Here is an 18,050-nt window from a genome sequence, read left to right as displayed (position 1 = left end):
GTCAGGGCATGACCGAGCCGCCCGGACGCCGTGAACGCAAGAAGGCCGCGACCCGCCAGAAGATCGCCGACACCGCCCTGCGGCTCTTCCTGGAACGCGGGTACGAAGCGGTGGGCATCCGTGACGTGGCCGCGGAGGCCGACGTGGCCGTCACCACGCTCTTCTCCCACTTCGCCTCGAAAGAGGCCCTGGTGTTCGAGCAGGACGACAACTTCGAGCAACGCCTCACGCAGGCGGCCACCGGCCGGGCACCGCACGAGCCGCTCATCCCCGCGCTGCACCGCGAGATCCACGCCCTGGTGCGGCACTGCACGGCGGACGGCGCCGCCCCCATCTGGCGCATGATCGACGCATCACCGGCCCTGCGGGAGTACGAGGAGTCGATGAGGCTGCGTCATGCGGAGTCCCTGGCGACGGCCATCGCTGCCGATCTCGGCCTGTCCCGGGCCACCACGGCCTGCCGGGCGATCGCGAGGTTCGTGATCGACGCCTATTCGCTGGCCCGCGAGGCGGCCGATCCGCAGGCCGCGGTGGACGAGATCTTCCACATGATCGAGGCGGCCTGGGCGGCCACTTCCCCTGCTCGACCTGCGTGAGGAACTGTTCCCAGGGCAGGGCAGGAGCAGGTCGGGCTGCTACGAGTCGCTGAACGCTTGGTTGCGGCTTTCATCTGCTCGGGCAGGTGGTTCACGCCGTCGTGGGTGAGGAGCTTCGGCTTGCCTGTCGTGACCAGCAGCGTGTGCCCCGGCGAGCTGGACTGGCGCCTCGGGTTCGATGTCCGGGCGGCTGCCGGGGACGATCCGCAGGACGCCTGCCGGCGTCTGGGGCCGGTTAGGGCTGGTGGGCGGGCAGGGGCCAACGGGGGCCCGTGAGGGGGGCGTTGGCCCAGATGTACTGGGTGGCGCCGTGGTCGGTGACGGTCATGCCGTAGTCGTACACGTCCGGGCTGCCCATCGCGCTCCAGGCGTCCCAGGCCACTTCGAGTTCGTCGGCCAGGCGGCGGGCCCCGCCCTGGTCGGCGACGGTCTTGCCGTCGCCGAGGGCGGAGAGCGTGGCCCAGGAGCGGTCGCCGTCGTGGATCCAGGCGTTGAGGCCGTCGGCGTCCCGCGCGGTGGTGATCTGCACCTCGGGCAGGGCCACGCGCAGCGCGAAGCGCAGGTGGACGCCGGTGAGCGGTTCCAGATCGCGCGGGAAGGGCCGCTCGCTGTCGCTGGCCCCGCTGCCGCGTACCTGCGGGAAGTCGGCGCGGGGGCGGGCGCTGCCACGGGCGGGCATGAACTGGGCCAGGCCCTGCACCCATCCGCTGGCCGAGGCACCGTCGTCGGCGACGGTGAGCGCCACATGCCCCAGCTGCCCCCAGGGGGTGACGATCCGCCCGCCGGGACGCACCTGTGCCACCCACGCCCACGGGATGCGGTCGACGGCGTAGGTGGAGATGAGCCGGTCATAGGGGGCGGCGGCCGCCCAGCCTGCCGTACCGTCGCCGACGACGACACTCGCCGCGTAGCCGGCGGCAGCAAGGCGGCGGCGCGCGGCGGCGGCAAGGTGCGGATCGACCTCCACGCTGGTGACACAGCCCGGCCCGGAACGCCAGGTGAGCAGGGCCGCGTTCCAGCCCGTCCCCGTCCCCAACTCCAGGACGCGGTGCCCCTTCTCGGGCAGGAGCGAGTCCAGCATGTCGACGACGATGGCGGTGCACGACAGACTCGAGGTGGGCAGGCCGCCGGTGACCTGGGTGACCGCTGCCACATCGGGGTCGGCATACACCTCGGCCGCCCACCGCTGCGCGTCCAACTCCTGGTCCAGGGGCAGGTAGGCGTGGCCGTCCCAGTGCCAGAGCCGGGCGGGGGCGAAGCGGTGGCGGGGCAGGTCCTCTATGGCGCGGCGAATCCATCCGGAGCGCTCGGGCCAGGCCCCGCGCTCCTCCATGACGCTCGCCACGCGCTGCTGCAGGTCAACGAAAGGGGGCACGCGCTTGTGCTACCCCTTCTTGTGTTTGCCGCCGCTGGGCGGCGGCTCGGGAACTTTCCCGTCGCTGTTGCCGGGAGGGGGCTTGCCCGTGCCGGGATCGGCGGGCGGCTTCTCGTGCTTGCCCATGCTCCTCGCCTCCCTCACGCTGCTGCGGACGCCTCATCATGGCGCAGCCCGCCGGGGCCCGGTAGGCGGCGGTCACGCGATGCCTCGCAGCGGCCCGTCGGCGACGCCCCGGCAGGGTGCTGAGCAAGCACGTAGAGTCGACCGTGATCGAGCAACTGGCGTTTCGGCTAGTGTCGTTGACCTTCAGTGCGAGTCCGCCGATCGTTTCGATCACCACCAGAGCGGGCATCACCGCCAGCGGCCCGGGGCCCCCGTCCAGGGCAGCCATTGGTGGGCGTAGTAGAGAGTGGCGAGCTGGGCCAGCAGGGGAACGACACTCCGTACGGAAGCTGCGAGAGCGGGTGCCGCGATGATGAGCAGCGCAGCGAGATCAACCCTTACGGTGCCTCTGCGGTGTCGGTCCGGCAACCGCTGCACGGTACAAGGCCCTTGACTCGCGAAGTTGTGCCGCCAGCGACACGAGGAGACCGTGGCTCTTGAGCGGGAGTTCAGCCGCTCGGACGGAGAAGCACGCCGGCTGGGCCGCCGGGTCTGGGGCCGTGCGCGTGTCAGCGCTGGCGCCGCACGAAGACGTCCCGCACGCCGTTGGTGTCGCCCGGCACCAGTTCGGGGCTGTCACTGTTGAAGGCCACCAGGCGCCCGGTGCGGTCGACCGTCGCTCCGTACGACGGCTCGGCGAGTTCGCTGCCGTCGGGCTTCGTACTCAGGCGGGTCACCTTTCCGCCGGCCAGGTCGCGTGCGAAGGTGTCGTTGGTGTCGTCGGGGACGAAATTGGACGCGTTGGCGGTGAAGTAGGCGGTCCGGTTGTCCGCGCTGAGACCCTCGCCGTGTACCGTCCCGGTCGGCTGGGTGCCGTCCGGCAGGGAGCCCAGCCGCAGGTAGCGGCCCGTGCGCAGATCATGGCCGTAGAAACTCCACCACTTGGTGCTGTCGCCGGGCACCATGGCGTGGTTGGAGCTGAAGAGGACGTACCGGCCGTCGGGGGAGAGGTCTATGTCGTACGAGACCTCGGCCGGTATTCCGGCCGGGTTGACCGCGCCCGCCACGGTCCGCCCGGTGCGCAGGTCGTGGACGCCGAGCGAGCGGTAGGGCGGCCGTGGACGGCGGGTCTCGGGCGGTGGGGTCTGCGCTCGCGCGCCGGACGGCCAGGGGAACAGGTTCCGGGCCGCGGTGACGAACGCGACCCGGCGCCCGTCGTCGCTGATGGCCGCGTCCGACGAAGCCGCCGTGCCCTGGGTGCCGTCGCTGGCGACGCTGACGAGCCGCGTGGTGCCCCGGCGCCGGTCGTGGACGAAGACGTCCGCCATCTTGTTGGTGTCCTGGGGTACGAGGTCCTCGCGTGTCGAAGTGAAGGCGATATAGCGGCCGTTGGCGCTGAGGGACGGCAAGAAGTTGTCGCTCTTGGGCGCGCCTGCGGGCTGACGGGTGATCAGCTCGGTGGTGCCCTTCCACCGGTCGCGGACGAAGATGTCCATGCCGGGGTTGGCATCGCGCGGATCGAGGGTTCGGGAAGGCGAGTCGAAGACGACGAACCGACCATTCGCGCTCACCTCATTGGTATAGCCGGGCTGGTAGCCCGGCGTGCCGTCCGGGTTGGCGCTGACCAGGTCGACCCGTCCGGTGCGCAGGTCCTTCGCGTACAGCTGCAGGCCGGGGTCACCGGCCGCCCCGGGCAGCAGATTGCGCGCCTCGCTGTAAAAGACGACGGTCCGCCCGTCGGCGCTGAGAGCCCCGTCGAAGGAACGCGCGTCGGCCTGGGCGCCGTCGGAGGCGACGCTGACCCGCCGGATGTCCGCTCTCGGAATGTCCGCGCTCGGATTCGCGCTGGGATTCGCCAGGGCCGAGGTGGCCGGGGGAAGTGTGAGGGCGCAGGCCCCCGCCACGGCCGTCAGGGCGACTGTGAGGCGCGAAGGACGCATGGTTCCCCCCTGTTCGACGAGCCGTGCCGGGCGGGGCAAGCCAATCCCCCGCACACCCACCGGTCAACGCAGGAATCAGCCATGCCGCCATGCGGATGGGGGGCGGGAGACCTGCCGCACGGGCCGGGGCCGAGAGGAGCCTCCGTTCGCTGCCGTACCTGCCCCGTGGTGTGACGGCATCGGACGAAGCGCCCGTGGCCTCTGGCCCACGCAGATCGTGCGTGGGCCAGAGGCCACGGGGCGCTCCGAGAGCCACAGCCGGTCCTCTGAGATGACGGTGCCCGGGTCGTGCATCGTGAAGTTGCTGGTCACGGGTCTGGTGTGAGCGGGGTTCGGGATGCTCGTGCTGGTCGTGGGCGGATGACTTCGGTGAAGACCGTCGGTCACCGGGAAACTTCGCGGTTCGTGAGGACGAGCAGGGGCCTGACCAGGGCGGTCGCCCACGTCGGACCGGTGCGGACCTTGCCGAGCACGCGCCAGTTCTTGAAGTGGGCGATGCCGTGCTCGGGCCGGTTCGCGTTCAGCGCCAGTCGCCCTCGAACCAGGCCCGGATCCGCGGGCGCTCGCCGCACCCGGTAACCGCCGTGGCCTCAAGGCGGTCGCTGTACCGGGGTGTCCCGAAGCGGGCGAGCAACTCGTCCCATTCGCATCCCTGAGGCTTCAGGGGCTGGCCGAGGAACCAGCCGGACGCGAACACGGCGGCTAGGACCACGACGGCAGTGAGGCGGCGCGAGGTGATCCGGCGGGGGGCGTTCACCGGCTGCCACCCTTATCGGTGTCGGTCACTTCCCGCTGCAGGTCGGCCACACGGGAGAGGCACCCATCGATCCACGCCTTGCGCTGCCGCTCACTCGCTCGCTGGTCGACATGGTGGTATCCGGGCTTGGCCAGCCGGGGGCAGTCGGCGTCTGCGATCTTGCCGACAAGGTGCGAGTTGAGCTCCTGCTGCTCCTCGACCAGCGCGTCCATAACCCTGAAGCCCACCTCCTTCTGTGCCTCGACTGCCTGTCCCTCGCACCCTTCTATCCATTCCCGCCGGTACTCCGGCTCGCCCAGGTCCTCGCGCTGGTCGGCCTCGTCGGCGCAGTCGAGGGTGAGCCGGTCGAGGTCGGGTGCGTTTTTGGCGGTAGGGCGGTTGTCGATGAGCTTGCGGGCGTACGAGGCGCCGGCGGTGTGTGCCTGGTGTACGTCCGTGCCCGGCCCGCTGGCTGTGGTGCAGGCGGCGGTGAAGGCCGCTCCCAGTGTGAGGGCGGCGCGGAGACTAACGCGGCGTATGCCGGACGGTGTTGTGCTCATGACGTGCGACCCTACCCGCTGGTCCAGACCTTTTCGGCGGTGTTTCGGGCATGCGAAGCGAACCGCGTCCCGGAAGCCGGAGCGAGCAATGAGACCTGTGCACTATGAAGTACGCGGGTCACGGGTCTGGTGTGCGGGGCGGGCGGGGTGCTCGCGCCGGTCGTCGGCGGGTGTCCATGGTGAAGATCGTCCGACCTGTCGGCCGGGACCATTGCCGGATTCCGCTGCGCCGACCGCCGACCGCCGACCGCCGACCGCCGTGCCGCCGACCGCCGACCGCCGTGCCGCTCCTGCGATCCGTGGCCGGGCCGGTGCGCCGGAAGAGCGCGGGGAGGGCGTCGCGGTCCAGCTGACGAGCGTGCGGTAGCTGGGCCGGTCTCTGCCGGACCTGCCCGGCGGTGTGCGGCCCCTGCGCGACAGGGGAGCCGCTGACGGCGAATCAGCGGCCGACGGCGGGTACCGGTCAGTGGCCGAAGGCGGGCACCGGTAGTGCGGGCTATGGCAGTTCGGGTCGGTGCGGCCGTGGTGGCCAGCGCCGCGTGCGGTCCGGCCCGGGGCGCGCCGGCGAAGGCCACCGCAGCTGTAGCCGCCCTGCTGAGGGCCGCTGAGTGCGGGCCGAAGCGTCTGCCGTGTCAGGGCACGGTGATGACGATCTTGCCGCGCGCATGGCCGGTGGCGCTGACGTCATGGGCTGTGGCGGCTTCCTTCAGCGGGAAGACGGCGTGCAGCGGGACGGTGAGGCGGCCGTGGTCGGCGAGGCCGGCCGCCAGCGGTAGCCCTGCCCAGCCCGGCGACTCTCCCGCTTCGGAGCGGGAGTACCGCACTCCGTGTCGGCCGGCATCGAAGTCCGCGATGGTCACCACGCGGTGCGGGTCGCCGACGATGGCCACCAGTTCGGCAAGTGAGCCCTTACCAGCCGCGTCCAGAGCCACATCGACACCGAGCGGAGCCAGTGGGGCAAGGCGATCGGCCAGCCCCGCCCCGTAGGTGACCGGTACGACGCCGAGCTGGTCGAGGAAGCCGTGGTTGCCCTTGCTCGCGGTGCCGATCACGGTGAGGCCGCGGGCCCGGGCGAGTTGCGCGGCGATGGTGCCGACGCCTCCGGCGGCACCATCGATCAACAAGGTCATGCCTTCGGCGGCTTCCAGTGCGTCCAGTACACGTGTGGCTGTGTCGATATTGCCCGCGGCGCCGCCCGCTTCCTCGAACGACCATGACTGAGGCTTGGGCGCCCACGCCTCCAGCACGGCGTACTGGGCCGCGGCGCCTCCCTGATCCACGAAGGGGACGAGGCCGAAGACCGCATCGCCCACGGCGGTGCCGGTCACCCCCTCTCCCACCTCGTCGACGATTCCCGCGGCATCCATGCCGGGTATATGGGGGAAGTCCACGGTGACGATGTCCCGCAGCATCCCTGAGCGCAGGTACCAGTCAGCAGGGGTGACGCCGGTGGCACGCACCGCGATGCGGACCTGACCCGGCCCGGCGTGCGGCTCTTCGACCTCCTCGACGCCAAGGACCTCGGAACCGCCATAGCGGTGGTACTGCACAGCAAACACGGACAACCTCCGTACACACGCACGCCGTTCGGCAGGAGAACTCGCAGCCGCTCACCTCTGCGGCAGAGAGCCGACCGCGAGGCACCGCGGCACCAGGCCACGCTAATCCGCTAAACGAACGACCCCTTCCATTTGTGGTTAAGTGAGAGACATGCCTGCTCAACTGTCTCGGAACCCGCCCTCCTCCGCCTCCGACACCCCTGTCCCGCGGCAGAGAGCCGACGCCCGGCACAACCGCGCCCGGCTCCTGCAGGCCGCCCGCGAGGCATACGCCCTCAACGGCACCGACGTACCTTCCAGCGCAATCGCCCGCAGGGCGGGCGTGGGTGCCGCCACCCTCTACCGGCACTTCCCGACACGCGACTCGCTGATCGCCGCCGCGTTCTCCGAACAACTCAGCCAGTGCGTCGCAGCCCTCGACGAGGCTCTTCAGGACGACGATCCCTGGCACGGACTTCGCAACGTCCTCACCAAGGTGTGCACGATGCAGGCCCAGGACCGCGGGTTCAGCGCCGCGTTCCTCTCCCGATTTCCCGACGCGCCCGACGTCCATCGTGAACGTGCCCGCGCCGAGGCAGGTCTCGCCCGGCTGGTACAGCGTGCGAAGGACACCGGACAGCTGCGCAAGGACTTCGACCCCAGCGACGTCACCCTCCTGCTCCTGGCCAACAACGGCGTCGTGCGAGAGTCCCCGGCGGCCTCCATGGCCGCATCCCGCCGCCTGCTCGCCTACTTCCTCCAGTCCTGCCGCCCGACGGAGAGCACGCCCCTGCCCCAGCCCGCGCCACTCCGCCTTGACGACCTCTACACACCACCCCACTGAGCCGGTTGACCGGCAGCGTCCGCCCGGAGGCACGCGCCCCTGACGTGGATGTTCCCCAGACCCCGCCACCGCACAGCCGTCGCCTGGAAATCAACGAAGTCAGTGCCGCGGTAGTTGGCGACGGCCGCAGGGGAGCGGCAACCAGTGCGCCCAGCACGCCGCATGCCTGACGGTATTGATGATGAGCAGCGCGACGAAATCGACCCTCCGCGTGTCTCTGCGGTGCCGGTCCGGCAACCGCCGCGCGGTACAGCGCCCTTGGCTCGCGCGGTTGTGCCGCCAGAACAACCCGGGTCTTACGCATGGTGAGGCAGCCGCTCACCGGCCGCCCTACGTTTCGTAACCACCGCCTATGAAGCGAGAGTCAGTGCAGGCCACAGGACCCGGCGGCCTTACGAGCCTTATGAAACCGGCGGATCCCTGGAGGGGCTTGCGGACGCGGCTGGTGGTCTTCGTGCCGCTCGTACTGCGGGCTTACGGCCGCAGCGTCTGAGCGCTGTCCGCCCCGGGAGATGATGCGGGTGGCGACGCGCAGCGCAGGCGCGCCGGATCGGTGCGGGCCAGGGCCGCCGGTGTGTCCAGCTGCCAGCCGGTTTCGTACGCCTTGGTGAAGCGCTCGTCGCCGAGCGCGGTCCGGCTGTGGCTGCTCAGCGTGCGGACCTGCGGATCGGTGCGGTCGTGGGCGCCGTGCAGACGGGCGGCCGCGCCGAGCAGGACAGCGACGTCGCGGTTCTGCCCGTGCAGCGCGGCGAGGCCGGCCACGGTCACCGCCACCGTTGCCACGATCGGCATGTCCCCGCTGGCGACCGCCGCCGTGTACGCCCGGCCCAGTGCCTGTCCGGCGCCCGGCCCGTCGCCGAGTTCGAGACTGAGTGTGCCCCGCATCGCGCCGATCAGTGCCTGCCCCTGGTCACCTCCGAACAGGGCCCGTTCGGACAGCCCGGCCTCGATCGACTCGACCAGCTCGCGGGCTTGGGCCAGATGGCCGGTGCGCATCCGCAGAGTGGCTTCCCGTGCGTCGAGCAGAACGGCCATCTCGGGCGACGCCGAGCGCAGCACGCGCTCCCGGGCCACGGCGATCGTCTCAGCCGCCCGCGCGGTCTCATCGAGTCGTACGTGCAGATCGATCAGGCGCAGGTCGACGAAGATCTCGTCGCTGAGGCTGAGCGATCCGAACTCGCGGGCCAGTCGTTTGGCCTCGCTGAGGTCGGCCAGCGCGCCGTCGAGATCGCCGTCGTACTGCCGCACCAGCGCGTGCAGGGGCAGTGCCTTGGCCAGGCCCCAGCGGTCGCCCGCTCGGGCGAAGCGGTCCAGCGCGGCGCGCACGTCGGTGCGGACCTGGTCGAAGTCGCCGTCGTTTTCGGCGAATTGGGCGCGAACCATGTGGGCCATCCCGGCCGGCCACACGTCGGGTCCGTCGACCAGCCGCTGGAAGACCGTCGGCGACACCTCGACCTCGTACGGGTACGCGCCGGACGGGCTGCTCGACACCTACACCCGCGAGCGGCACCCGATCGGCGCCGGGGTGCTCGACTGGACGCGCGCCCAGGCGGCGGTGATGCGGCCGGACCCCCACGGCCAGGCGCTCCAGGCAGTGATGCGCGACCTGCTCGGGACCCGTGACGGAACGACCCACGTGTACGAGAAGGTGGCGGGATCGTCGCTCCGCTACGACCTCGGCAGCGAGCAGCCGCTGGTCGGCCGCAACGCCCCTGACCTCCGCCTCGAAGACGGCACTCGCCTCGGCGAGCTGCTGCAGGACGGACGAGGCGTCGCGCTCGATTTCAGCCCCGACCGCCGCCTGCGCGATGCGGCGACGAACCGGCCGAGCCGACTGCGCTACGCGGCCGGGACGGCGCAGAACGACCTCGGTCTGGGCGCCGTGCTCATCCGGCCGGACGGCATCGTCGCCTGGGCGGGCGCGCGCGACGTCGACCGGAAAGCGTTTGAGCGGGCCGCCGACCAGTGGTTCGGCCATGCGGCAATCTGAGCCGCCGCCCCTCTTCCCTGACGGACCTTCTCTCTCCTCACCCCACCTCACAAGGAGCACACATGACGATCACCCTCCGCCCGGGAACCACGGTGATGTTCACCGGCGATTCCATCACCGACAGCCAGCGGCTGGAGAGCGAAGACGGCCTCGGGTTCGGCTATCCGCTGCGCATTGCGGGCGAATGGGGCTTCCGGCACCCGGACCGGCCCGTGACCTGGCTGAACTCCGCCATCGGGGGCCACAAGGTGATGGACCTTGAGGCCCGGTGGCAGGCGGACGTGCTCGACGCGCGCCCCGGACGTGGTGTCGATCCTCGTCGGTGCCAACGACATGGGCTGGCACACCCTCGACCCGGACGGCTACGTGATCCCCGCGGAGGACTTCGCGGCAGGCTACGACCGCCTGCTCGCGCCCCTGGCGAAAGCAGGCACGGAACTGATCCTCATCGAGCCGTTCCTCCTGCCCATCAGCGGCAGCATCGAGGCCGGACACGGACACGCGCACATCGACGTCGAGGTCCGGAAGAAGTGGCGGGCCGACCTGGACCCGAAGATCCAGGCCGTGCGCGAACTCGCCCGCCAGTACGGCGCGCACCTGCTCACCGCGGACAGCATGTTCGCCGAACTCGCCGCGCTGACCGGACCGGAGCACTGGTCCGCCGACGGCGTACACCCGACGCCGGCCGGCCACGCCGCACTCGCGGCGGCCTGGCTGAGCCTGGTCGCGTGACTCTGTCTCGCGATCGCCCGCGACACCGGTGATCGCGAGAGCTTCGCCACTCGGCCCGCCGATGCCCCGGGCCGGGCGGCGCGTTGGCAAGACAGCCGGCCCGAGGACCACCACACCTGCGACGGGAAGGTCCCGATCGCCACGACCGAGCTGCGCGATCGTCGCGAACACGGGCCAGCCGGCCCGGTGTTCCAGCGCTTCGGCCGCCACCACACACAGTCCGTACAGGAGGCACTGGGCAACGTCCGCCGTGACGCCGCTGTGCCCCGAGCGGGCCGAGCACAAGGCACGCGAGCACGCATGCCGACCCGGCCTCGGTGTCGGAGGTGAATGGCGGGTCCGCCGGTCTCGGCTGGTCGGCACCGTCCTGATCGGCGCGCTGGTGGCGGACGCGGCGGCCGGGGCAGTGGCCTGCGCATCGTTGCCAGCCGCGACGGGTCGGCGTTCGAGGCCCGGATGTCACATCCGGGAGTGGCTGTCCCGTCGTAGCGGGTGAACCTGACAGCTACGCGGGACCCGGCAACGCCGGGTCCGCACCCCACGGAGGTCGCAACCCGTGACGAACCCGATCCTGGTGACCGGCGATACCGGCAGACTCGGCACTGCGCCGATCAGCCGACTCGTGTCCGCCGGATACGCCGTCCGCCTGCTGAGCCGCAGCCCACGGCCCGCCAAGACAGCAGGGCTCGACTGGGCGGTCGGCGACCTGCTGACCGGGGACGGCCTGGACGAGGCCGTCACCGCAACCAGCACCGTCATCCACTGCGCCACCCGCAACGACCACACGGATGTGAGCGCCACTCGCAGCCTCATGGCGGGGACCTTGCGTACTGGCCGCCCACATCCGATGTACGCCTCCGTCGTCGGCGTCGACCGGGTGAGCCTGCCCCACCACCGCGCAAAGCCAAAGTCCGAACGGCTCCTGCGGGATTCGGGACTGCGGTGGACGGTCCAACGCGCCACTCGGTTCCGCGACTTGGTCGCCTGGACGAGACCCTTCCAGCGACGGCTGCCCGCGCTCCTGATGCCCGCCCGGGGCAGCTTCCAGCCCGTCGACATCGGCGAAGTGGCCGACCGCCTCACCTCCCTTGCCGGTGCGCAACCGCAAGGCCCGGCGGGCGACATGGACGGGCCCGGGGTACGTACCGCCACCGACCTGGCACGGGCCTGGGCGAGAGCACTCGGTCGGCGCCGCCCGGTGCCGACGCCCGGCGCCGCCGTCCGCGCCTGCCGGCAAGGGGCCCAACCCGCTCCCGAGTACGCCGCCGGCCGGATCACTTTCAAGCGGTACCTGGCGGTTATCGGCCCGGTCCCGGGACGGCTCGTATGAGCGTACGCAGCCAGCTTCGCGCCGGTCTGGTCTTCTTGACGGCGGCACAGTTCATCGTCGGATGCTGGGCGCTGCTGTCCCCGCGCTCATTCTTCGACATCCCCTGGGTGGGCATGCGGATGCCGTACAACGCCCATCTGATGATGGACTACGGCGCCATGAGCCTGGCCACCTCCGTGGTCCTCGGCGTCGGCGCCGTCACCATGCGACAGACCATGATCCGCACCGGCCTCGCGGTGTACCTCGCCTTCGCCCTGCCGCATCTGGTGATCCACATTCGGCTGCTGCATCACCTCACGCCCGGTCAACGCATGCCGCTGCTGACCGCATTGACGGCGGCGGTCGTGATCCCGCTGGTGCTGCTGGTGCTCACCGGCCGGACCCGGCGGGGGAGTTGACGCGGTACAGCGTGGCCACGCCGTGATCTTGAGGAGCAGCGTCACAAGGCACGTCAGAGCACCCCTGGACCATCAGTTTGTTCACGAACACTCGGGGAGGGCCGACCCCTCCCAGGAGCAGTCCGGTCAGTGCGCCGAGCACTAGAGACGGTCCGCAGGGCAGGGCCGATTTCCGATCCGCTCGGCGCAGCAGGGTCCTCGTGATTGCGTGCTGCGTGCCGAAGAGGAATCTCGCGAAGGTGCTGGTGAGCAGGACGGCCCAGCCGTACCACCCCAGAGCCGCTCCGACGGCGAGCGCCATTTTGCCGTCTCCGAATCCCGTACTGGCGGGATGGATCAGGAAGTGGAGGAGGAAGAGCGCGGCGAGCGATCCCCGTACCGCTGTGTGCCAGGTCCCGCGGTGCCCGGGCAACAGCGCGGCGATGCCGAGCAGTGCCACCCCGGCGCCGGCTGTCGGGAGCGTCAGCACATCGGGCAGATGCTGCACGGCGTGGTCTTCCCTCGCGAGGACGACCGCGAAGGGGGGTGAGCAGCAGCCACCCATCCAGCTCCGGACGCATTCCGACCGCCGCGGCCAACGCGGCGCACACCGCAGCGGTGCCGAGCGGAGCAGCGATCCGCCCGGGCCCGTAGGGACGGCAAGCGCCGGGCGGCGACGGGGACCCGGCGCACCGCCCGGCAGCCGTCGGACAGCGCGCGAGCCCGATCCAGCCCCTCGCCGCGCCCGCCAGGGAATGGCCCTGGGGGCAGGCGGATCGCCACGGCCGCCCCGCGGTGACCGCCAGGCGGTACACGGCCTGCGGTACGAACAGCCCCGCGCCCGCCCCGAACGCGGCCGCGACGGCGGTCAGTACGCGTTCCCTACCGCGACTCCAGGGGTGACTGACTGCCCGGTGTGCGGGTGACGGTAGTTCGCCGTTCTTACGTTTCCCGCTGCGGCCGGAGGTGCGGTGTCCGGCAGCCGTGTCTTCGTACCGTGCCGCGGGGGAGGGGGCGTCAGTCGTCGGTCTTGATCTTCTTCATGATCAGGTGGGAGTCGACGCGTGCGACGGCCCGAAGTCCCATGAGTTTGCTGGTGAGGAAGACTTCGAAGGTAGCCGGGTCCTCGACTGCGACCCGGATGAGGTAGTCGGGCCGGCCGAAGAGCCGGTGGAATTCGAGGACCTCGTCGTACGACGCGATCGCGGTCTCCAACTCTTCCACGGTCTGCAGGTCGTTGACGCTGATCTCCACGGCGACCATCACTTCGAAGCCCCGCCCGGCGGCTGTGGGGTCGATGCGTGCCCGGTATCCGGTGATGATGCCCGCGTCTTCCAGGCGCTTGACCCGCCGTAGGCACGGCGGCGGGGTGAGGCCGACCCGCTTGGCCAGCTCGACGTTCGTCAGACGCCCGTCCTGACGCAGGTGGAACAAAATGTCGCGGTCAACGCTGTCCATCGGCATTCCATTGCTCAAGATCCGGGATATAGGGAATAAGTAGAAACCATATTACGTGCGAAGAGACCTACGATTACGTTCATGAACGCGACACGGCTCGGAACCGTAGACATCTCCACCCCACCCGTCGCCCCCACCCGCTCCCCGTCCGACTTCCGGGCCACCCTGAAGCACTCCAGCTCCGTGGGCCTGGCCCTCTTCCCCCTGGGCCTCGCCCTGGGCGTGCTCGTCGCGCAGACGGGCCTGGCCTGGTGGTGGGCCACCACCATCACCGCTCTGGTCTACGCCGGATCGCTGGAGTTCCTCCTTGTCGGTCTCGTCGCTGCCGCCACTCCGCTCGCGCAGGTGGCCCTGACAGCGTTCCTGGTCAACTTCCGGCACGTCTTCTACGCGCTGTCCTTCCCCCTGGGGCAGGTCAAGAGCCGTATGGGCAAGGCGTACAGCACCTTCGCGCTGACGGATGAGGCATACGCCCTGACCACCGGCGAGGCGGCGCAGTCCTGGAACGGCAGGCGGATCGTGTGGCTGCAGGCGCTGTGCCAGGTCTACTGGGTCGCCGGCGGCACCGCCGGCGCGCTGTTCGCCGCTCTGCTGCCGGCCCGGCTGCACGGCCTGGACTTCGCGCTCACCGCCCTGTTCGTCGTCCTGGCCGTCGACGCCTACAGGGTCCGCCGCGACATCCCCACCGCCGTCCTGGCTCTGATGTGCGCGCTGATCGCCCGCGTGCTGGTGCCCGGACAGATGCTGCTGGCCGCCCTGGGCCTGTTCACCGCCGGGCTCCTGGCCCGCCACATACTCGCGAAGAGGAAGCCGACCCGTGCCTGACACCCCCTATCTGATCGCGGCCATAGCCCTCTGCACGGCCATCACCTGGACGCTGCGCGCCGTGCCGTTCGCCGCCCTGGCCCCGCTGCGGGCCAGCTCCGCCGTCCACTACCTCAGCAGCCACATGCCGGTCGGCGTGATGGTCATCCTCACCTTCTACACCCTGCGCGAACTGGCGCTGCCCGACGTCGCGCCCACCGGGCTGGCCCTGGCGGCGACCCTCGCCCTGCACCTGTGGCGACGCAACGCGGTCCTGAGCGTGCTGGGCGGCACCGCCGTTCACGTCACCCTGGTCAGCACCTTCTTCGCGTGATTCCCCCGGGGGACCCCCTGTCTTGAGGCCGGGGAGGATCGGCGCGCAGCGGGCCCGCGTGAGGAACGCAGCGATCGTGAGATCGGTCGCGTGGCGGTCTGGAGAACACCGGGCTCCGCTCCCGATAAAGGCCTCGTGGGCCGCGGGGTTACTGCGGTCGCACCCCGTGCCCACCGGACTGCCACGCTGGTGGGGCTGCGCTGGGCCCACCGGATGCTCCGGCCTGACGCCGCCTGCGTCCTGGACGTCGAGGCCACCGGCCTGGACGCCGACGACCGCGTGCTCGAAGTCGCCGCCGTCGTACGTGTCGACGGCGGCTCCGTCCTGATCGACACCGCTGAGAAGACCTGACGGACGTCCCGGGAATGTGAGTCGTCGGCAAGGCCACCGGCCCCACCGCGCAGGCCGGCGATGATGGATTCCGCAGCGTGCATCGGCTACGTCATAGCAGGCGCTGCATCCGGAGATCAGCCACGTACTTGGTGATCAGGTCCGGTGACAGACGAGGGATGTCGTTCTCCTCGTCGAGGGCTGCGGCCCGTACCGCCGCGCGGAAGCGGTCCGCCGGCAGGGCAGATCCGGGGAGCGGCTTCTCCGGCTCGGCAAAAGCGTGCAGCAGGGGGAGCAGCGAATGCTGTTTCTGGCGCTGGGGCAGGCTCCGCAGGGCGGTCTCGAAGCGGTCGAGCCACTCGGCGTAATCCTGAACACGTGTCAGCGGGTGTCCGGCTGTCCTCAGCCAGTCGACGAACGTGTCGAGTGAGATGCCGTCCTCGTGCGGGTTGACCACGTTGTAGGTCCGGACCGGGTTGATGACCACGTCGACAGGGATGTCGACGTGGAAGATCTCCTTCAGTAACTGGGAGAACGACAGCGCCGTGAGGCTGTCACCGCCGAGTTCGAGGAAACGTGAGCCCGGATCCACGTTACCGTCTTCCTGCCCAAGAAGCGCCTGCGCAGCCCGGAGCACGGTCGCCGGTACGGGCTGGCCGGTGCCGGCCTGACGCAGTGCCAGCAATTCGTCGGCTGCGCGGTCGGACAACTCGGTGTACAGCGCTTCGAGACGCTCGCCGTAACGCTTCGTCAGGGCCGGTCGCAACGGCTTGCGCACTCCGGAGAGCAGCCCGTTCTCCTGACTGAACGGCTCGCTCTCGATAAGGACATCCCGTGGAATCTCGTAGGAGTTGAGTCCCGCCTCGGTGGCGAGTCTTCGCAGGGATTCCCGCACCCCGTACGGGAACTGGCCGATGCCGCCGACGTCCCCCCTCCTACGTCAGCCACATCCTGGCCGGGGAACGCATGCCCACCTGGCCCACCGCCGCCGCCCTGGCCCGCGCCTGCGGCGAGGCCCCCGACGCCATCCGGCACCTGTGGAGCACCGGCCACGACTTCGCCCTCACCCCCGATTGGGGGAGGCCGCCGCTGCGGTGCACGCACTGCACGCCGCGGCGTCCTTCTCGGCCTGCCCGGCCCTGTCTCATCCTGCCTTCTGCGGCCTTGGTCGTGCGCATCTTGGCGATCTGCTCAAGGAGCTGGCTGGTCTCTGGACGGCGCGGTACGAGTCGGTTCTGGGGGAACGGCGAGGCCGCAACCGTCGGCGTGCGGCTGGCGCTGGACCGGAGCACCGGCTTGTCTTCGTCGACCGGGTGCTGGTCACTCTGGTCTACCTGCGGCTGCAGCCCATCCCCTCGGATCGGGTTGGGCGGCATTCCACCCGGCGAGCTCCATCCAGGCCAGGCCCGGCAGCACGAGCCCGAACAGGTCGACGAGGGCGGGCGAGACCAGGGCCGGGCCCCGGCGAGGGCGGGTGGCATCGGAGTGCGGGCCGGGGTCATCCCCAACCGCCGGTCGGGTCCAGCTCCTCGCCGTCTTCTTCGTCGTCCTCGTCGAAGGGGTTGGCGAAGATCGACGGCAGCGTTCGTGCGACCGGGTTGCCCACCTCGTCCTCAGTGAGGAGGATCCCGCGGAGCATGTTCAGCGGGTACAGGTAGCTTTCCGGGTCACCGGCGACGCCGACGCAGGGGTGATCGAGGGGGCCTTCTCCTGCGGGGTCGAAGAACGGCTCGATCTTCCCGCTGATGATGTCGGGGATGTACTTCCACACCATCTGCTGGTGGCGGCAGAACACCTCTCCCACGTACCAGATCGCGCCCTGGATGAAGGGGCTCATGCGCTGGTCGGTGACCTTTTCCATGCTGTTCGCGGTTTCCCGGATCAGATCGTCCAGGATTCCCAAGGAGGCCGGGGTGAAGTCCAGCACGCCCGCGAAGGAGGTCTGTGCGGCCCATCTGTCGTGGGCGCCCTGGCGCTCACCCAGCCATCTGAGGAGGTCGGGGTGCCGGGTCGGGTCGTACGTCCCGTCAGGTTCGGTCATACCGCCGACGGTAGTAGGCACCACTGACACCACCATTGCAGTGCCGCCAAGTCGACAACACCAGCCCCGCACAACAACCCCTTGCGTGCGAGGCGTTGGGAGTCTCTAGTGTCGCATCAGCCAACGTTCGCCCTGTAGTGCCTCAGATCGGGAATGGCACATGTCTCGACGAACGCGATGTCGGAAATCCGCCAGCGCGCTCGCGGCCGGGCGGGTGAGAATCCGCTCATGATCGCTGAAGCGCAGGGAATCCGCATCCGGCATCGCGGGCATGAACCGCAGGTCCATCCCACCGCCTATGTCGCCCCGACGGCCACGCTCGTCGGTGATGTCCGCGTGGGGCCGAGGGCGCGGGTGATGTACGGTGCGGTGCTCGATGCCGAGGGGTCTCGGATCGAAGTCGGGGAGGCGGCGGTGATCTGCGAGAACGCGGTGTTGCGCGGGTCCGCGGTCGTCGGCGATCAGCCGGTGCTTGTCGAGGACCACGTCTTTGTGGGGCCGCATGCCACGCTGCTGGGCTGCGAGGTCGGCAGGTGCGTCTATGTGGCAACCGCGGCGACGGTCCTGCAGCGCGCGCGGTTGGGGGCCGGCTCGGTTGTCGCTGTCGGCGCGCTCGTCCATGCGCGCACCGTTTTGCCGGACGAGTACTTCGTGCCGCCGCACACCGTGGCGCTTGACGCGCCGGTGCGGCTGCTGGCCCCTGGCGATCCGGGCCTGGCCGAGGCCGTCGGGCGGGTGGGCTTCGCGCAGGTGGCGTTCGGCGTCGACGTGGAGTGGACCGACCGGATCAGCCGGTACGAGCACATCGCGGAGGTGCGCGTCGCCGAGTTCGGCACGCACGCGGACGATGAGGTTCAGAATCTCGGCTAGCGCCGCATCAGCGGCCCTTGTGCTGTGGTGAGGTGACGCGCCGTCCAGATTCCACCACTCCGACGCGCTCCAGGGCCCACGGATCGGCGT

General features: G+C 70.3%; 20 protein-coding genes. 10 read left to right on the top strand and 10 right to left on the bottom strand.

Translation table 11 applies throughout. The features are described from left to right. The first annotated feature begins 8 nt into the window (after nucleotides 1-8). The gene (locus AC4IJH_RS06785) at nucleotides 9-596 is read left to right on the top strand and encodes a TetR/AcrR family transcriptional regulator (protein ID WP_490850616.1); all 588 of its coding nucleotides are present in this window, start codon (nucleotides 9-11) and stop codon (nucleotides 594-596) included. Nucleotides 597-831: 235 nt separating this feature from the next. Here the strand turns inward: AC4IJH_RS06785 and AC4IJH_RS06780 are convergent, their stop codons facing one another. From AC4IJH_RS06780 to AC4IJH_RS06760, 5 genes are all read right to left on the bottom strand, one after another. Continuing rightward, nucleotides 832-1,971 (bottom strand): methyltransferase domain-containing protein, encoded by a 1,140-nt coding sequence (locus tag AC4IJH_RS06780; RefSeq protein WP_490850615.1) that lies wholly within the window; start codon nucleotides 1,969-1,971, stop codon nucleotides 832-834. A 354-nt stretch (nucleotides 1,972-2,325) separates the two neighbouring features. Continuing rightward, a complete protein-coding gene (locus AC4IJH_RS06775; protein WP_490850614.1) occupies nucleotides 2,326-2,505 on the bottom strand; it encodes a hypothetical protein in 180 nt (59 codons plus the stop codon). Nucleotides 2,506-2,645: 140 nt separating this feature from the next. Continuing rightward, the gene (locus tag AC4IJH_RS06770) at nucleotides 2,646-4,016 is read right to left on the bottom strand and encodes a TolB family protein (protein WP_490850613.1); all 1,371 of its coding nucleotides are present in this window, start codon (nucleotides 4,014-4,016) and stop codon (nucleotides 2,646-2,648) included. 753 nt (nucleotides 4,017-4,769) lie between these two features. Further along, entirely contained in the window at nucleotides 4,770-5,312 is a 543-nt protein-coding gene (locus AC4IJH_RS06765) for a hypothetical protein (RefSeq protein WP_490850612.1), read from the bottom strand. A gap of 632 nt (nucleotides 5,313-5,944) precedes the next feature. Then, nucleotides 5,945-6,871 (bottom strand): NADP-dependent oxidoreductase, encoded by a 927-nt coding sequence (locus AC4IJH_RS06760; RefSeq protein ID WP_490850611.1) that lies wholly within the window; start codon nucleotides 6,869-6,871, stop codon nucleotides 5,945-5,947. Nucleotides 6,872-7,022: 151 nt separating this feature from the next. Here AC4IJH_RS06760 and AC4IJH_RS06755 point away from each other — a divergent pair, with 151 nt between their 5' ends. After that, nucleotides 7,023-7,694 (top strand): TetR/AcrR family transcriptional regulator, encoded by a 672-nt coding sequence (locus AC4IJH_RS06755; RefSeq protein ID WP_490850610.1) that lies wholly within the window; start codon nucleotides 7,023-7,025, stop codon nucleotides 7,692-7,694. 474 nt (nucleotides 7,695-8,168) lie between these two features. On the opposite strand, the gene AC4IJH_RS06750 is transcribed toward AC4IJH_RS06755, so the two are convergent. Beyond that, on the bottom strand, nucleotides 8,169-9,077 hold the full coding sequence (locus AC4IJH_RS06750) for a hypothetical protein (RefSeq protein ID WP_490850609.1): 909 nt from the start codon (nucleotides 9,075-9,077) through the stop codon (nucleotides 8,169-8,171). On the opposite strand from AC4IJH_RS06750, the gene AC4IJH_RS06745 reads away from it, so the two are divergent. The 4 genes from AC4IJH_RS06745 to AC4IJH_RS06730 all read left to right on the top strand — a co-directional run bounded on the left by AC4IJH_RS06745 (nucleotide 9,076) and on the right by AC4IJH_RS06730 (nucleotide 12,144). Next, nucleotides 9,076-9,684 (top strand): aromatic-ring hydroxylase C-terminal domain-containing protein, encoded by a 609-nt coding sequence (locus AC4IJH_RS06745; RefSeq protein WP_490850608.1) that lies wholly within the window; start codon nucleotides 9,076-9,078, stop codon nucleotides 9,682-9,684. The genes AC4IJH_RS06750 and AC4IJH_RS06745 overlap by 2 nt on opposite strands. A 258-nt stretch (nucleotides 9,685-9,942) precedes the next feature. After that, complete coding sequence (locus AC4IJH_RS06740) at nucleotides 9,943-10,416, top strand: GDSL-type esterase/lipase family protein (RefSeq protein WP_490850607.1); 474 nt, start codon at nucleotides 9,943-9,945, stop codon at nucleotides 10,414-10,416. 556 nt (nucleotides 10,417-10,972) lie between these two features. Further along, a complete protein-coding gene (locus AC4IJH_RS06735) occupies nucleotides 10,973-11,746 on the top strand; it encodes an SDR family oxidoreductase (protein WP_490850606.1) in 774 nt (257 codons plus the stop codon). Then, on the top strand, nucleotides 11,743-12,144 hold the full coding sequence (locus AC4IJH_RS06730) for a hypothetical protein (RefSeq protein ID WP_490850605.1): 402 nt from the start codon (nucleotides 11,743-11,745) through the stop codon (nucleotides 12,142-12,144). The genes AC4IJH_RS06735 and AC4IJH_RS06730 overlap by 4 nt, the downstream gene beginning before the upstream one ends. On the opposite strand, the gene AC4IJH_RS06725 is transcribed toward AC4IJH_RS06730, so the two are convergent. Both AC4IJH_RS06725 and AC4IJH_RS06720 read right to left on the bottom strand, forming a co-directional pair. Continuing rightward, nucleotides 12,116-12,631, bottom strand: coding sequence for a prepilin peptidase (locus AC4IJH_RS06725; RefSeq protein ID WP_490850604.1), 516 nt, complete (start codon nucleotides 12,629-12,631; stop codon nucleotides 12,116-12,118). The genes AC4IJH_RS06730 and AC4IJH_RS06725 overlap by 29 nt on opposite strands. A 509-nt stretch (nucleotides 12,632-13,140) precedes the next feature. Next, complete coding sequence (locus AC4IJH_RS06720; RefSeq protein WP_490850603.1) at nucleotides 13,141-13,581, bottom strand: Lrp/AsnC family transcriptional regulator; 441 nt, start codon at nucleotides 13,579-13,581, stop codon at nucleotides 13,141-13,143. 81 nt (nucleotides 13,582-13,662) lie between these two features. Between AC4IJH_RS06720 and AC4IJH_RS06715 the strand changes: the two genes are divergently transcribed. The 3 genes from AC4IJH_RS06715 (at nucleotide 13,663) to AC4IJH_RS06705 (ending at nucleotide 15,070) form a co-directional block, all read left to right on the top strand. After that, entirely contained in the window at nucleotides 13,663-14,406 is a 744-nt protein-coding gene (locus AC4IJH_RS06715) for an AzlC family ABC transporter permease (RefSeq protein WP_490850602.1), read from the top strand. Beyond that, on the top strand, nucleotides 14,399-14,719 hold the full coding sequence (locus AC4IJH_RS06710; protein ID WP_490850601.1) for a branched-chain amino acid transporter permease: 321 nt from the start codon (nucleotides 14,399-14,401) through the stop codon (nucleotides 14,717-14,719). Before AC4IJH_RS06715 ends, AC4IJH_RS06710 begins: the two co-directional genes overlap by 8 nt. A gap of 213 nt (nucleotides 14,720-14,932) precedes the next feature. Then, nucleotides 14,933-15,070, top strand: coding sequence for a hypothetical protein (locus tag AC4IJH_RS06705; protein WP_490850600.1), 138 nt, complete (start codon nucleotides 14,933-14,935; stop codon nucleotides 15,068-15,070). Nucleotides 15,071-15,161: 91 nt separating this feature from the next. On the opposite strand, the gene AC4IJH_RS06700 is transcribed toward AC4IJH_RS06705, so the two are convergent. Together AC4IJH_RS06700 and AC4IJH_RS06695 are read right to left on the bottom strand one after the other, a co-directional pair. Next, a complete protein-coding gene (locus tag AC4IJH_RS06700; protein WP_490850599.1) occupies nucleotides 15,162-15,944 on the bottom strand; it encodes an acyl carrier protein in 783 nt (260 codons plus the stop codon). Nucleotides 15,945-16,547: 603 nt separating this feature from the next. After that, nucleotides 16,548-17,090 carry a hypothetical protein gene (locus AC4IJH_RS06695; RefSeq protein WP_490850598.1) on the bottom strand — a complete coding sequence of 181 codons (543 nt, stop codon included), beginning with the start codon at nucleotides 17,088-17,090 and terminating at the stop codon, nucleotides 16,548-16,550. A 228-nt stretch (nucleotides 17,091-17,318) separates the two neighbouring features. Between AC4IJH_RS06695 and AC4IJH_RS06690 the strand changes: the two genes are divergently transcribed. Beyond that, nucleotides 17,319-17,960, top strand: coding sequence for a gamma carbonic anhydrase family protein (locus AC4IJH_RS06690; protein WP_490850597.1), 642 nt, complete (start codon nucleotides 17,319-17,321; stop codon nucleotides 17,958-17,960). Nucleotides 17,961-18,050 lie beyond the last annotated feature (90 nt).

The sequence above is a fragment of the Streptomyces sp. UF-297 genome (assembly GCF_058245575.1).
Note: the sequence above shows the minus strand (reverse complement) of the source record. Positions and strands in the feature narration are given on the sequence as shown.